Source organism: Methanobrevibacter curvatus, from assembly GCF_001639295.1.
GTDB lineage: Archaea > Methanobacteriota > Methanobacteria > Methanobacteriales > Methanobacteriaceae > Methanoflexus > Methanoflexus curvatus.
Genome location: NZ_LWMV01000104.1, coordinates 13758 through 30988 on the forward strand (window position 1 = coordinate 13758; position 17231 = coordinate 30988).

The 17231-nt window shown below is 26.2% G+C and carries 8 protein-coding genes; 2 read left to right on the forward strand and 6 right to left on the reverse strand.

What is annotated here, in order from left to right:
• Positions 1–1616: 1616 nt before the first annotated feature.
• Both MBCUR_RS02485 and MBCUR_RS02490 read right to left on the reverse strand, forming a co-directional pair.
• Positions 1617–3395: an MFS transporter gene (locus tag MBCUR_RS02485; RefSeq protein WP_067089799.1), complete on the reverse strand. Its 1779-nt coding sequence runs from the start codon at positions 3393–3395 to the stop codon at positions 1617–1619.
• A gap of 1487 nt (positions 3396–4882) precedes the next feature.
• Positions 4883–7648 carry a beta strand repeat-containing protein gene (locus MBCUR_RS02490; RefSeq protein WP_067089801.1) on the reverse strand — a complete coding sequence of 922 codons (2766 nt, stop codon included), beginning with the start codon at positions 7646–7648 and terminating at the stop codon, positions 4883–4885.
• A 1023-nt stretch (positions 7649–8671) separates the two neighbouring features.
• Here MBCUR_RS02490 and MBCUR_RS02495 point away from each other — a divergent pair.
• A complete protein-coding gene (locus tag MBCUR_RS02495) occupies positions 8672–9682 on the forward strand; it encodes a hypothetical protein (RefSeq protein WP_067089803.1) in 1011 nt (336 codons plus the stop codon).
• Between the two features lie 149 nt (positions 9683–9831).
• Here the strand turns inward: MBCUR_RS02495 and MBCUR_RS02500 are convergent, their stop codons facing one another.
• Entirely contained in the window at positions 9832–10086 is a 255-nt protein-coding gene (locus MBCUR_RS02500) for a DUF2149 domain-containing protein (RefSeq protein WP_245637271.1), read from the reverse strand.
• Between MBCUR_RS02500 and MBCUR_RS10785 the strand changes: the two genes are divergently transcribed.
• Positions 10007–10186: a hypothetical protein gene (locus MBCUR_RS10785; RefSeq protein WP_245637272.1), complete on the forward strand. Its 180-nt coding sequence runs from the start codon at positions 10007–10009 to the stop codon at positions 10184–10186. The genes MBCUR_RS02500 and MBCUR_RS10785 overlap by 80 nt on opposite strands.
• 28 nt (positions 10187–10214) lie before the next feature.
• On the opposite strand, the gene MBCUR_RS02505 is transcribed toward MBCUR_RS10785, so the two are convergent.
• From MBCUR_RS02505 to MBCUR_RS02515, 3 genes are all read right to left on the reverse strand, one after another.
• The gene (locus MBCUR_RS02505) at positions 10215–10859 is read right to left on the reverse strand and encodes a MotA/TolQ/ExbB proton channel family protein (protein ID WP_067089808.1); all 645 of its coding nucleotides are present in this window, start codon (positions 10857–10859) and stop codon (positions 10215–10217) included.
• A gap of 205 nt (positions 10860–11064) precedes the next feature.
• Complete coding sequence (locus MBCUR_RS02510) at positions 11065–11772, reverse strand: DUF2162 domain-containing protein (protein ID WP_067089811.1); 708 nt, start codon at positions 11770–11772, stop codon at positions 11065–11067.
• Between the two features lie 281 nt (positions 11773–12053).
• A complete protein-coding gene (locus MBCUR_RS02515; protein WP_084269422.1) occupies positions 12054–16820 on the reverse strand; it encodes a cobaltochelatase subunit CobN in 4767 nt (1588 codons plus the stop codon).
• Positions 16821–17231 lie beyond the last annotated feature (411 nt).

The following is a 17231-nucleotide window of genomic DNA, read 5'->3' on the forward strand; positions in this document are numbered from 1 at the left end:
GAGAAATTAAAAAAATTAGTAAAAAGAGAGTGTCTCAATTAATATTTTTAAAAAATTTAATAAAAATATTTAGCATTTAACATCTAAATAGAACAAATTTAAAGTATTATAATATAGGACAACTCATTTATTACCTTTAAATTCTTTTTTTATTTTTTAATGATTATAGTCCAACACAAAATTTTGGAACAAAAATTTGTAGATCATATAAATACACTGCAAAAATTAGTGCAAAAAATTAAGTTTCTGAAAATAACATATGAAATTTAAAAAGATTGAAATTATATTTGAAAAAAGATGGAAAAATATAATGCAAAAACCATATAGAAAAAGAATAACTAGTAAAAAAAAAAAGACAAACAATAGAAAAAAGAATAAAATATGCAAAATAAGAAATTTAATAATAAAATGTTATAAGTGTTAAAAAGTTTTTTCTAAAAAACAGCTATTCCTTCTTTTTTCTGTTTTATAATATTTTGGCTGAATGACGATATTAGTTTTTTTAAAAATTTTGGAGGCTTTTGGAGTTTTTTTTATGTTTTTATGTTTTTCAATTTAGATTTTGAGGTGATTGGCAGAAATGATTTTTTAAAAAATATTAGAATCTAAATCAAATTTTTTATAGGTTTTTATTACTCCATGACTAATTTTTTGAAAAAAGATGAATAGCTATTTTTAGAATTATTTGTTTATATGTAAATTAGTGATTTAATGTGATAATGAGCATTGTTTGAGACATTAACCCATTAAACAGTCGTGGTTACTGCAACAACACATAAAAATCATTTGATCTTCTATACTATTACTTTCACAACTACACATAGAACATATTTTTTCAATTTTTATACACTTTGGGTTCATTTTTGTCTCCTTTATTTGATTATTTATTTTTTTAAAACAAACAATATTAAACCAATGAGATTATATGATTATTCGAGGTTTTTATAAGGTGTGGGTTCATTTAGGATAAGAACAAACTTTTTTCTCATTAATTTAAATTATCTATTCACATATAACTACTGATTTTTAAAAATTCTTTTATAAATTCATACAATAAATTTTATCATATAATAAATTTTATAACAAATTTTATAACAATTTTTAAAATAAATTTTATAACAATAGTTATATAACAATAGTTATATTTTCTTAGTATATAAAGGTTTTGTAAAAATAGATTTAAAAATTTTAAAAATTTTAAAATTTTTTTTATAGACTGGATAAGTATTAGTTTAATTTATCAAAAAAGAAAAAAATATGGAGTAAATATTCAAAGATAATCTATTTAATCTTATTTTAAAATATAAAATTTTAAATTAGAAATAAATGTGTTTTAATCTTATTTTTTATAGATATTTTAAAATTTATTAAAATATTAAGCTTTAATATCTAAAAAAGCAAATAAAACAAACAAAGTGAAGTTTTAAGAGGCATATTAAAATTATATTTATGTTTAAGCTAATTAAATTATTTTAAAAAGCATATTAATAAAATTTAAACTCTTATTTTTTAATTATAAAAAAAAAAAAAAACTCAAATTTCTCAAGCTTAATACATATATTTGATTTATTTATCATAATATGTTCTAATTTATAAAAAAAATCTAATTTAAAATATTAGGTTTTTGATTGAACTATCTTGCTTTTACCTTTCAAACTCATATTAATAAGGGTGTTGTTTATTTCTCCTCTTGATATTATTCCTATTACTTCATTATTTTGACTTAAGACTGGAATTATTTTGAAGTGGTGTGTAGAAATAATGTTCATTGCTTTTTCAAAGGTATCAATTTCGTTTAATGTGAAGAGTTTCTTTTTATTTTGTTTTATTATGTCATTTGCTGTGCCATTGATTTTTTTATTTAAAATATCTTGTTCGCTTTCTTCTTCAACATATATACTATAAAATAGGTCATGAGCTTCTTCTTTTGGAACAAGGTATCTGATTATATCTCCACTTGTTATAATATCAATAATTTTATTGTTTTCATCTACAACTGGGACACCATTGATTTTATTTTCATCAAATATTTCAAGCACATCCTCTATATTTGTACTTGCTTTGATTTTTATTACTTCTTTTACCATAAAGTCCTTTACTAAAAAGATGTTTTCCTCGAATTTTTCAAATACTTCATCAACAGCTGGGATATATTTTCTATTTAAATATAAAAATATAATAGCCACTAAAACAAAGAGTCCACCACTTATAAATGGTAGATTTGGAGCTATTCTTTCCCCTATAATTGTTGCTAAAATTGGAGCTATTGCTGAACCTATAAAACGAATAAAATTATATGCTGCTGAAGTTGTTGATCTATCATCCCCACCTATTTTTATCATAGCTGTTGTAAGTAATGTGTTAACATTTCCCATTAAAATACCTGAAAGTATAATACACATGACTAAAACAGGAATGTTACTTGTAAAAATCCCCATAATAAACAGCAAAATAACCAATAGAGAAAGAACATAGTAAATTGAATTAAATGTTCCAAAACGATTCCTAATCTTAGGTGCCATAAATACTGAGGACAGTGCAACAAGTACACCCCACCCCACAAATACCAAGCCAATTCCTTCTGCATTTAAACCTAAGACAAAAGGTGAATAAGCAAAAAGTGTAAAAAATCCAAAATTGTATAAAAATCCAAAGATTCCAAGAACAGATACATGCCTTTTTCCCATTAATCTAAATGGATCAAGTAACGATTTCTTTTTATAGGATTTTTTATTTGCTTTACTATTTTCTTTACTATTTTCTTTATTATTTTCTTTACTATTTTCTTTATTGTTTTGACTTTCTATTATATCCGAGCTTGGAAGCAAAACAAGTAGAAGAACAAACCCAATTAGCATTAAAATTCCTACACCAAAAAATGGAAACTTCCAAGACATTCCACCAAGTATCCCACCAAGCAAAGGTCCAGTTGAAAAACCTAATCCAACAGCTGTTTCATAAAGAATTATTGAACCGTGTTGACCACCACCTGAGAAATTTACAATAGCGGTTAAGGCAACTGCTACGAATAAAGCATTTCCAAGCCCCCAGCCTAATCTAAGAAATATGATTGTCCAGACATCATTTGAAAGCCCTGAAAGCCCTGAAAAAATAGCTATTATAACTACTCCAATAAGCAAAGTTCGCTTAATTCCAAGTTTATTTGAAATTACATCAGTTATTAACATTGCTACAGCCATTACACCGCTGTATGTGGTAAATAATAGAGCAACTTCTGTTTTACTTGCTCCAAGTTGTTCTGAAATAACTGGTAAAATTGGATCTACAAGTCCAAGCCCCATAAAAGAAGCGACAGCTGCAAAAAATATTGCCCATACTACTTTAGGTTGCTTAAACACATCTGAAAGTTTATTATTTGAGTTAGCACTTGTCATATTTGCCTCCTATTTAACTATTAAGATTATTCATTTAAAATTCAAAATTCTGTTTATTTTTATTTTTATTAATGATTAGAAAGTAAACAATTTATTAAAAATTTGATTGAAAAAGTTGTACTTTTTAAAATTTATCTGAGTTAAAATAACTAATTTAAAATTTGTAACAAAAAGATTATTTTTTATTAAATAATATTATTTAATAAATTTAAAGATTATTTATGTAATTTTAAAGAAATTGAAAATTTTTCTTTAAATATTGTAATTGATATAAAATACTTGATGTATTAATTATTGACATGTATTTTAATCATAAGTTTGTTGGTATTTTGAATTTGTATTTTATTATATTCCATAGAATATATTCGTGTCGATAAAATAAATTGAAATAGACCAAATATAATTCAAAGTGTATTAAATTATATGTTTTAATCTAAATAAATCATTAGTTAAATTAAAATTAGAAAAAAAGTAATTAAATAAAACTCAAGTAATGAACTAAGTTATTTATAAATATTTATCTAAAAATAGGTATGAATATAAAGAATGAAATTCATATAAAATAGAAATTATTAAATAATACATAATTAATTATATTCTTTATTATATTTAAAGCTTTTCATATTTATTTCAATTTGTGTGCCAAAAAAAAAAACGATTTTATTGATTTTAATTTTCACTTTATCCATATTACTATCTTGGGTTTGTCATAAATAGGTGAATGAGTGTCCATACTATCCACATAAATGCAAATAAGATCATGGTTATAATATTTTTTTAAATTTAAATATATACTGATAGGTAAACAATCATCTAAATACTACTATTTTTTTGCTGAATAGTAATGTAAATATTTATTCTGGTATGCACTCTTATTACAAAAAGGCATTAATTAATTATTTTAGATGATAAAAATGGCAATTATAGAAACAAAAATCAAATAGAAGATAACTATTTAGAAAAAATAGAAAAAAAGGTAAAAATGAGGTAAAAAGAAGGAACTTCACTTTTACAGAATTTATTAAAAATATCATAAACATGGAAATTGATACTAAAAATTGGTTTTGTTTCTGTATATTATTTATATGTAAAAGAAACCCTAAACCTAAATTTTATAAATACTTTTTATTTTATATCCATTTATATTTGTTTTGCTTATTTCTTTAATTATTTTATAGTGTGTAAAAAAATATGGATTTTTTTTTAAAAAAAAATGAAAAAAATTCATAAAAAATGACTTTAAAACCATTAATTTCTTTAAATATCTCTTCTAAGCAAAAAAATAAGAAATTTTCAAAAAGCAGGGATCTTGATAAAAAATATAATTTCTTAGTAAGTTATATAAAATAAAAATAAGAATAAAAAAATAAGAACAAAAGAATAAGAATAAAAAGAATAAAAAGAATAAAAAGAATAAAAAAAAATTAATAAAAAAATAAAAAAATTAAAATTTTAAAAATTTAAAAATTTAAAAATAAAATAAACTTCTATTTCTTTAATCTAACAGTAACTGTTACAGTTGCAGTAGATTTTGGGGCTAAATCTTTAAGTTTAAGCATCAACTTCTTAGATTTTGTTACATAAGTATATGTTATTTTTTTGGATTGGGTTTTTATGTAAGTTACAGATTTTGGTATTTTAAGAGTGCCAGAAATCGAACCTACCTTTGTTCCAGTATTTTTTATTGTGTAAATTCTTTGAATATATTTACCCACCTTTTTATCCACATATTTATAACTAATTTTAGCAAACTTTTTTGGATTAACAACTTGGATTTTACTAATACTTGATTTTGAATATAATGAATTTCCAAGATAATTAATATTTGCAGTTAAATTACCTTTTGGCAAGTTTGCAATTGAAAAAGTAGCTATTCCATTAGAATCTATAGTAGCTGTGTAAGTTTTTTTATTTATAGTTAATTCTATTTTTTCATTGAATAATGATATGCCATATTTATCTTTAAGGTTTACTTTTATAATGGCTTTACTACCTTGAGTAATTGCTTTTGTAGTAGCTGTTAAAATAGTTTCAGTTAAAACATCAGTATAAATTGCAGTATTTCCTAATCTTTTACCATTATCTGAGGATAAAATATTATTATAAATATCATCTTTAGATCCATTGGTACTGTTAATGATTTTTATTCCATAGTCACTACCTTGGGTATATATAGAAACAATATTATTTCCAGTTATGGTTGTATTTCCAGAGAATTTATAGAATATTCCTCCTTGACCAGTTCCAAGTGCATCATAGTTAAAAGGAGTATTAGCAGTATCATTTCCAACAACAACTATTTTATTATCTTTAATTAAGTCTCCAACAGCATCATATCCAGCATAGCCATAAACAGCTTGCCCATAACCAAAAATGACATTGTCTGTGACTGTAGTATTTTTAGCAGAAAATGTTTCAATTACATATACAATACTACCTTCAGCTTTAATATTATTGTTTATGATTTGGTTGTTAGCAGTTTTACCAGAACCATAATCTCCAACATATACTCCATAAGCAAAACTGTCTCCTTTAATATAAAGCTTATTGTTTGAAATTGTGGTGTTGTATAGATTTGCAATTGAAATTCCATTTCCATAGTAACCAGAGTCAACTTCAATAGTATTACTAGAAATTACATTATCTTTAGGGTTTGATCCAGACCCAGATAAGTCTACAGCATATAAATAAACAGAATTAGATGAATCAGCACCTTTTAAATAAATATTGTTATTTAAAATTTGATTTCTTGAACTATCTCCTTTAACAACAAGACCTGATAGGCTTAACCATCCACCATCAGAACCATCATAGTTATTAAGAATATTAATTTTATTATATTCTATAATATTATCATTAGATGAATCTATGATTAAAACATTTGAGTCACTTATAAAATTCAAGCCATTAATTAAAGTACCAGAGCCATCTTCGGTTATTTTTATACTTCCATTAGAAATTTTGTTATTATTATCAAAAGAATATACATTTAATTTGCGATCAACCACAATATTTCTATTTGATAAGTTAGCTATAAATATTGTAGCTCCAGTAGTTATTGGTGAAGTAGGTAATAAGTTTCCATCATCATCAAAAAAGCTTGAATATGAATTATCATCTATAATATATGAAACAGTGTTGTTACTTTGATTCACTTGCTGTGCTTGAGTAGTATTTACAATGTTATAAGTATTTGATTTAATCTTGTTGTTACTAATAAGAATATTATTTGAATTAGCAAGTAAGGTAATTGGAGCATTTCCTGAGGCAATTGAATCAGGATTATACCCAATAGAACTTATATCTCCACCAAGAGTAGTTATATTATTATTTGTAATATTTGCACCTTCGGTGTAGTATGTAGCTATTCCATAAACACCATCACCAATTCCATTAAGGTTGTTGTTGTCTATTGTAAGTTTAGTACCTAAAAAAGATTCTATTACATAGACCATAGATCCTTCAATCTTAACATCACTTCCAGAAATTGTAATGTTTTCTGCAGGTTCAAGGTTGGATGCATAAAGGTAACTATCAGTAGATATAATACCATAAGCAAATTTCTTAGACTTTACATCAATTTTATTATTTTTGATTATGGTATCCAATACTGTATCCATGCTTATTCCTGCAGCATAATCATTATCATTAGCTATTTTAAGAGTATTTCCACTAATAATATAGTTTTGAGGATTAGCATCTCCTTCACTCCAATAGGCATCAAAAGGAGTTATATATATCCCATAGAAATAAGGGACAGTTCCAGAACCATAAATGTAGTTATCAGTTAAGTTATTTTCTAATGTCCATCCATAAGCAACAATTCCATATAATGAATAACCTGAAAATGCATCTGTTCCTTTAACTTTAATGGTGTTGTTTGTTATTAGAGAATATGAAGCATATTGATTCAAAACAATTCCATTTTTATTGGTATTTTCAATAGTTAGTCCTTTAATTACAGATGCTCCAGAGTTAGCATTATCAAGAATAATTGTACCATTGACTAATTTACCTTTACTTTTTCCATTAATTGTAATTGATTGATTTATAGTTAAATCCTTATTATTTAAGGTCCCTTCTATATTTAAAACATCTCCGTCATTAATGGCTCCAGGTAATATTCTCCCACTAGCATCGAAGTATTTATTATAATTTTCATTTGTGATGTTGTAATCAGCAGCACTTACAGCTGTTACAGATAGGCACATCACAGTAAGTAAAAGCGAAATTACAAGAATTTTCATTTTCACATTATTTCCTCCATTTGAAGTATTTATAAAAAATCAAAATATGAAAAATAATTTAAAATATCTAAATTTATTAATGTTTAAGCTATTTTAAATTATTTAAGGTTTAAATTATTCAAAACTCAATTATACAATATTTTAAAATTCCATTAAAAAAAAATAAGACTTAAATTAGTTTTTTTCATAAATGAAATAGTGCTAAATAAAATATTACTAAATAAAATTAAATAATTATTAAATAAAATATTATTAAATAAAATATTATTAAATAAAATTAAATAATTATTAATAAAAAAATTATTAAATTATATTTTATAAAAAATAAAGTATAATTGATAAAATATTTAACAAAAAGACTATATAAATATTTCCATATGATTTTCTTGAAAGGATTGTGCATCAATTCGAAAATCTAAGTTTCTAAATTTAGTTAATTAACTTAAAATTAGAATTATAAAGTTATAAAAATTTTATTATAAAAATAAATATAAATATTTAATAAAATTCTGTTTTAATTAATATTAATCTATATTTACTAAAAATAATTATTTTTAAACATTTAATTTTATTATTCTTTAAAATATTTAATTCAAGTTTAACTAATTAATATAAGTTATTTACTAATTAGAAGAACCTTTTAAAAAAAGGTTCATCAAAAGGCTTTCTCAAAAATAAAGAAAACTAAGTTAAATATAAGTTATTTACTAATTAGAAGAACCTTTTAAAAAAAGGTTCATCAAAAGGCTTTCTCAAAAATAAAGAAAACTAAGTTAAATATAAGTTATTTACTAATTATAATTATTTTTAACTATTTATTTTTAATAAAAACACATATTAATACTTTAAATACATTTTAACATATTTTAATTAAATATCTATTTTCATAAAAAATAATCATTCCACAGCCTCTAAAAGAACAAACAAATAAAAAATACTTAAATAATCTTAATTATAAAATATTTATATTAAATTTTTTTATTAACTTTTTTTTTAAAAAAAAATGCAAAAAACAGAAAGTGATTTCAAATGGTAAAAAATAAAAAAGAAGAACTTCCCACAGACGATAAAAAAATTATTGCAGAGTTAATGGATAAAATATCCTCAATGAGTGAAGAAGAACTCAATGGACTTTTTGAGGAATTAAATAATAAAATTAATGAGGACATCGATTTTGAAGATGATACCGAGTCTTATGACTATGATGATGAAGAATTTGATGAACCAACTTCTAAAGAAATGTTAAAAGAAGTCTTCTCAAATCTATCTGCATCTGAAGACCTTTCTGAAGAAGAAACTAAGAAAAAATTAGAAGAATTTGAAGAATTATTCGAGTACGGTGATAACATAGAAGAGGATGAAAATGAAAATGATGAATTAAATGACTTTTTAAGTCAGTTTAAAGATTATGTTATCACAGAGAACACTTTCAACAATGAAAACATTCTCATAAATTTTGATGAATATCTTTTACTAACCCTTGTAGAAATAAATAACTTTATTAACTACGATGAAACCCAAAGTAAAACAGCTCTCTTAGACTCTGCAACAATTTTTACTGAGAAATTAGGCATGCTTAACAACACATACAATAAAAAAAATAAAAATAGCTCAAGTATGGAGTTAATAAACAAAAAAGAGGAATCACTTATTAAAAAAAGCATTTTAAACAGTGCAAATATTGTTGAAAATTATAAAAAGCATGTGAAATTAGATGAAACAATAGAAGAATTGATTGAAGAAAATGGACTTTCTGATGAAGATGCTGAAAATATTAGAGCAGATTTTATTGAAGAAATAGCCAATGTCAATGGATTAATAAAAAGTATCGAAGATAAGCTTGAGGAGAATCAAAAATTATATGAAAGCATAGGAAATTACATGGAAGGACTTAGAGTAATGGGTAAAAGTGATGTAGATGGAGATTTATATAATAAAGTATTAACTGGTTTATTAGATAACTTTGAAAAATCTGTAGAAAACTTTGATACAATTGGAAAATCAATAGATTATCTAAAAACCATCAATAAAGTAGAATAATGGGAAAATTTAATCATTCATTCTTTAAAAAAAAAGATAAGAATAAAAAAATTTAAAAAATAAGAGTAAATAAAAGTAAAAAAAAATTAAAAATAATAAAAAAAACAATAAACACCAAACAAAGAGCAGATAAATAAATCAATATTCATCTACTCTACCATAATCAGTTTACCCGTCTTAGGATCTTTGTAGACTTTTCCCATTTCAACATAGCTCTGTCCAGAGGAGTTAGAAGTATCTGGTGTATCATTTAGCTTTTCTCCCTGATTTATTTGAGAAACTTGTTGCATAGCTTCCATTGTTGATTTTTTCTGTTCTGAAGACATGTCATCGTTAAAAACAACTGATTGCATGTTCCAAGACATAACTAAAAATATTAAAAGTCCAACAGAAATAACAAGCATAGCATCCACAAGGTTCGTTGTTCCAGCCATTGGGTCTTCTTCTTCCCTTTTTCCTCTTTTAGATTTTCTTCTTGCCATTAAATCGCCTGCAATTATATAAAAAAGATAATTTTAAAAATAACTCTATTTCAATTTTCATAGAACCCTAAAACAGCATCAGATAATGCATCTAAGTTTGCAAGGTATTGATCATACCATCTACTTCTAATTTTTGATACAACATAAGCTACTGCCCCTGCAGCTATTCCTACGACTGTAGTATCAAAAGCTACAATAATAGCTTGTGCTAATGTATTAATATCCCCACTTCCAAGTGCTGCAAGACCTGGTCCCATTGGAATTAAAGTTCCCATTAAACCAAGAGTTGGCCCTATGCGTGTCACAATATCGGTTTTTTCAAGAGCTTTTTCAACTTTATCCTCTTCATTTTCAATCAATCTTCTTGCAAGTGCACCTCTTTGTTTAGAGTTTAAATTCTCTCTTTTAGCAAGATCTGCAAGTATTTTCTTCTGCATACTTGAAATTTCTGCTGAATCAATAATTTTAAGAAGTTCTTGTGAACTTTCTGCTGTAGATATATCATCTATAATATCTCGAATTTTAGTTACAGGAACCTTTTTCCTTGAAGTGTACTCTGAAATAAGTCCTCCAAGAGTAATAACTGCATAAACAACAAAGATCAACAACAAAACAATTACAGGAATTAACAAACTCTGAGAAATCACATTCAAAGCTGAAGTTAAAAAATCAGTTCCAGGAATACTCGCTACCATAAAAACACCAAAATAAAAATATGAATTAAATTATGAACATAAAATATGAATACAAATTATATAATTAAAAAATTTACCAATTCATTGTTAACTAAACATAATACATTATAAAATATTAAAAATATTAAACTATTTATTTAAAAATCAATTATTTAAAAAGAAATATATGAAGTAATAGATGAAATAATATATGAAACTAATAGCTTCATTCAAATAACCTATTCTTCTTGCTTATCACTACACCAAAAATTAATAGAACAATCAATATAACAATAACCCAAATAATATAGCCTGTATTTTCAAGAGTTATAGCACCCATACTCTTGCCTAAAACTGAAGCTATATTAGGTATAACAATAGCTGAAATTAAAAAGTAAATACCTAAGAAAAACATAAAGTTCCCAAGAATTACAGGATATGGTTTTTTAATATAAGATATAAGTGAATTAGAAGCAAAATAAGTGATTAAAATAGTCAAAGCTAATGCAACAGCTACATAAGGACTTAAATCATTTACACCTAACCCTACAGTTGGAGCAACCAGCAATATACTAGCTACAATTGACATAAAACAACATGGACAAGGAGCAACAATGGCAAGAGCCGAAGCAGACGAAGTATTTTTTTCATGAACTTTCCACTCCCTAACAGTTAAAAGACCTGCACTTATCATGATTACAGCCATAATAAGGAAAAAAACAGCATTGTAACCATAAACAAAATCAACAACTTGAGAAGCAAATAAAGAAGCTATTCGAGTGATTAGATAAACTCCCACTCCATATAAACAAGAAATTATCAAAATGATTTTTTTAGAATAGTTAGCCATTCCAGTTGCCAGACCAATTTTAATTCCAAAGACTAAAACAGAAGCTATTACTCCCACTTGCCATAAAATATTAAATGAATCCATAAAAGTTCCTCTTTTTATGTAGTAAAATAAATATTACTGCCAAAATATAGTTAATTTAAAGATAAATCATAAATATTCAGGATTTTTTAATTAATATATAGTTAATATTAAATAAATATAAAAATTTTAATAAAAATTAAATTTAATAAAAATAAATTTAATAAAAATGATTTAATAAAAATAAAGTAAAAATAATAAAATTAAAATAATAAAGTTAAACAGAACAACCAAAGTTATGATAAAATAAATAGATACTTTAGAACTATAAAAAAATCAAGGAACTAATATTCATCATCATCATTTTTGGTTTTTCTAAAATATCCAACAGCTATTAAAACCACTAAAACCAAAACTCCAGCAATGATGATTACAGGCATTGATGAGTCTTCACTACTACTTGAGCTTTTCTTTGAAACTTCATATGACTCACTACTTGATGAACCCTCAGCTTCTCCTGCACCTGTATCTTGATTGTTTTTAGATTTCTCCTCTTCTACAGATTTAGCTTCAGCAGATGGAGATGAAGAAGAACTAGGTGAAAGAGAATCAGAAGATTCAGAACTGCCTTTGCTACTACTATCTTTAGAATTTGAAACATCTGTTTCTACATTAGTTTCAGTGTAAGCAGAAGCCCCCAATGAAGATGCCTGTAATGCATCAGAATACTGTTTTTTTAAAGGATCAGATAAAGTTGACATTTTTATAACAAACTTATTAAACTCAATATTTGCACAAGTGTGGTGACAACAAGCAACTCCATAGGCAATTGTTGATTGGATGATTTTATTAGCTAGCTCACTTACAGTTTTAGAGTCTGCTTGCCACATTCCTTTCCTATTTAATTCAATTAAATATCCTGCCATAGATTGGACAGCATAAGAACTGTAATCAGAGTTAACCTCAAAGGCAGGATCTAAAATATTATTAGCCAAATTATTTATTAATTCACTGGAAAGTAAATTTTCTCCATCTATTCCATTAACAGCCATTTGAAAATCAAAGATATACTCATATTTTTTAGCATAGTTTAAATAACCTGCAGGAGTATTCAAAAGAGCATCTCTGTAAACTGGATTTAATACTGTAGACCTTATCTCAAAATCTAACTGTTCTTTCAAATTTCGACTAACCATATCATTTTTATTTCTAGTGTCAACAATAGCTGTATCAGGATTTCCACCAGAATGTTGAGAAGTTCCAAGCATACCACCAAACCAGTCAAAATAATCATCAGAATCTAAAAATCTCCAAGTACTATCTATATTTTGGCTTATTAAATCTACTTTTTTCAGCAAATATTCATAATTTGCTCTACTTGGGCTTACAACAACTCTGCCTTTCTCATCAACACTCCATGCAAATGATACTCTTGAAAGATAAATCTCAGCCAAATCTCCCCTAATATTAGTAGAATTTTCCCATTTATTTGTATTTGGAAGATAGTTACTGTATCCAGTTCCTTCAAGAATGGCTCCAGGTAAACCAAAGATTCTATCAAGTGAAGGATTTTGAGCATAATGCTTTTTAACAAAATTCACAGATTCATTTTCACCTGTTGTATTGTAAAATACTAAATTAACAGCTGTTGTCATTAATTTAAGCCAATTATTGTTGCTTGTAACAGCACTTGCATAGGTATCAATTCTTGGACGATTGATAACTGTTCCATTTGATAATTTAATTTTTAAATCAGACAATGGAATTAATTTACATCCAGTAACAGTTCCAGTAGTGGAATATACAGGTTCAACCCCTAAAAGATATAAAAATTCAGCTATTCCAACACCCTCAGTTCTAAGAAGTTCTGTTCCCCAAATAATAAGACCAACAAGTTCGGGGAAAGCTTTATGTTTCTCATAGTAATCAACAACAATCTTATCAGCAATTTTCTTACCATTTTCCCAGGCAGCCTTAGTTGGCATTTTTGTGGTATCAACAGAGAAGACATTTTTACCAGTTGGAAGTACATCACCATATGATGGATCTGCTGCAAGACCAGGTAAAACATATCCTCCTTCCAATGCAGTCATTATGGCTTTCCATTCTTCATTGTTTAAAATTTGATTTATAGTGGTGTTAGCTAAAGTCAAGCATTCTCCAAATACACTATTTTTAGAAATTCCTTTTTGAGATAAATAGCTATCTACTGTTATTGATCCATTGACTAAAGCAGTGACAAAACTTGCAAAAAAGTCTTGAATAGCTTTAACTTGACTTATGTACTTGGTACTGTGTAACATGTTCTCATGATAACTAAGATTGTGTAGTGAAGGATACAAGTAATTTTTAATTTCATCATATACCTTTGTTTTAGATGAAACAATGGTAATTGTCTCATTTACCAATGCAGTTCCAGTTAAAATATATCCTAAACTATGTAGACCTAAAGTAATAACATCGTTTTGTAAGTCTTCAAGAAGTAGATGAGTTTTCTCAAGCCAATTGTCAAAACTTTCATTGGATTTAGGTCTATCAATGGCTAATGTTTTAGACAACTCAAGAATCATTTCTTTGTATTCTTCTGCTAAACTACTGTTAACATTCTTTGCATTATCATAGTTTGTAATGTAGGTATTTAAAGTAATTAAATCTCCATACAATGCAGATATCACAGTTGCTGGAGTCATGTGACTAATTACAAGTGCTCCTGCTCTTTCTTTAGCTACAAGTGCTTCACCAGGGTTTGAGACTATGTATGGATATATATTAGGAATTCCCATTAATTCAAAGGTCCAGTCATCATCTTGTAAGCCTATTGACCTTCCAGGTAGCCATTCTAAGGTTCCATGAGTCCCCATATGAATCATTGCATCGACTTTATAGGTCTCTTTTAACCATTTGTAAAATGTGACATACTGCTGATGAGGAGGCATTGTTAAATCATGATAATTTTCAACTTCTTCCCATCCTCTACTTGGTTGGAAGGTTATAAAAATATTTCCTACTTTTATTCCAGGAATTACTATATAAGAATCATTGTAAACCATTATTTTTCCAAGGTCAGCACCCCAATAATCAACTAAACTCTCTTGTAACTTAGGATTTAAAGAGTTAAAAAAAGCCATATATTGATTTAAATCAACAAGCTGTTGGTTTAAATTTAATTTTTCCCAATTATCTTGAACATATTTATTTAAAAGACCTGTTGCCCAAGTACCTTTATTACCAAATGCAGCCAAGATTGTAAAAAGTGCAGTGGAGTTTGGAATTTCATTTTTTTTCATGCCAATGTTATAACCAGCATCAGATAATTGTTCCAAAAGGTCATGCAAACTTTGGAAAACATCTAAGTAGGATGCCCCAATTTCTGCTTTTCCTGGAGGGTAGTTATAAAATATAACAGCTATTTTTTTATCCTTATTTTCCTTTTCTTTAAGGTTAACCCAACCAAGAGTAGTTTCAACTAATTTATCCACACCTGGTTGAATTATCTGTTCTTTTCCATCACCATCTAAGTAAGAAACAGCTATTGCTCCAAACACACCTTCAAAACTTGGAATTGTTACCGCATATGTCCATTCAGCTTGTGGACCAATTGCATTTTTGTAGCTGTACTCACTAATTCCATCAACAGCTTTTATTATTTCAATGTTCATCTTGGTAAACTCATCAATAGCTCCACCATTTTCTCCCATATTTCCAAAGTCTAGGGACCAACTGTAGAGAGAATTTACTGAAGCAAGTCCACGAGATGAAAATTCATCAAATCTTAAAAGTAATTCGGCCATAGAAGGATTAACCTCAAATTGGAATAAATTAAAAGTAGCTCTTCCCTTAGCCTCATATGATTTAATTAAATTATCAATAAGCTTTCCACCAGGATAATAGCTTGCAACAACTACAAATGAGTTATTTAATCCAGGTTTTGTTTTATTGTACCATGTCTCAAACATTTTATATAAATTTTCAGGTTTTGCATTAAGCTCTTGCCATTGAACATAGTTTTCACTGACCCAATTTAAACTACCTATGCCATCATGGCTGTATCCAGGATTTGCAAGTATCCATTGATTAATTAAACTGTCACTTGGTTTATACTCCCAAACCCCATAATCTGGATGATATAAACCCCAAGAAGACCTTGTTAATTTTGGAGTTTTATTGACATTCAAGGTAGGATTAACAGAAGTTTCTCCAAGTAAGTAGAATATGTAATTCAACATATTATTTAAGTTTTCTTTTAAGATAGTTGTATCATCACTATCTTTTACCTCTTCTGCCCTAAAATAAGAACCAAGATATGTATTTTCTATTGTATGTGGAGTGTTGTTAGCCGAATTTGCTCCAATAAAATTTAAGCCAAGAGAGTTTAAAAACTCTGTATCATAAATCCCAAAGGAATAAGCTATTTTAAAGTTGTTGTTAGCAGGAGTTCCATTAAATATATCACTTGGTAAAGATGATCCTGCTGCATACATATCTAAGTAGACAAAGTTAGCATGTTCTAACATCCACAATTTTTCCTGCTCTAAATCTCCCCAGTAATCTAAAAAATATATTCTTTTACTTAGTTTCATTAAAGAATCAATTTTTACCTTGTATCCACCATAAGAAGCTACAAAGGCAATATCTGGAACAAATGTATGATTAAGAGTAAGAGTGTTAGTGTTAGAAGATATATTTATTGCTTTAGAATAAGTTAAATAGCTTGAATAACTAATATTGAAAATATAATTCCCTGGATTTAAATTAAATATTATCTTTCCATTGACACCAGTTAAACTAGAATAGACAAGCTTGTTATTAGATTTGTTAAAAACTTTTACACTTGCATTCGGCAATATAAATCCATTTTCATTGTACTTTTTAGAACTTTCATTGTAAGCCTCTTTCACATTTATAATAACAGTAGGAGTGGTTTGAACACCAGATGACCCACCATAAGAACTTCCGCCCAAATAACTAAATGATAAACTTGAAATCCCAGCTTCAGTTCTAGGAGATGTATTATTGCCATTCCCGCCACTAGCAGCATAAACACTATTACAGACCACTAAAACTATTATTAATAAAAGCAGAATAGCTGTTATTTTTCCAAAACTTTTCATTTTTCTCACACATTAAATTAAGACAAATTTTAAGATAAATTGTAAAATAATTTTTGCAAATTTTTGTAATATTTTAATTAATTATTTTAACTAGTTTTAACTAGTTGATTTTTATTAAATTAATAAATTTATTTAATTAAACTAGAATATTTTTTATAAAATTTTAAAATAATATAAATTCCATTATAATGTATATTAAAATTTTTGACTTATAAATTTATCTATTCAAATTGATAAATTATCAAATAAAAATGATTAAAATAGAATATTTAGAAATAAATCTGATTTTCTAATATATGAAAAATCAAAAACATACCTTCAGCTAAATGAAAAAAATTAATTAAAAAAAAAAACAATCATTTTAAAAAAAAAAAAAAAATGAAAATTATGAAAATTTATCCAAAATAATTT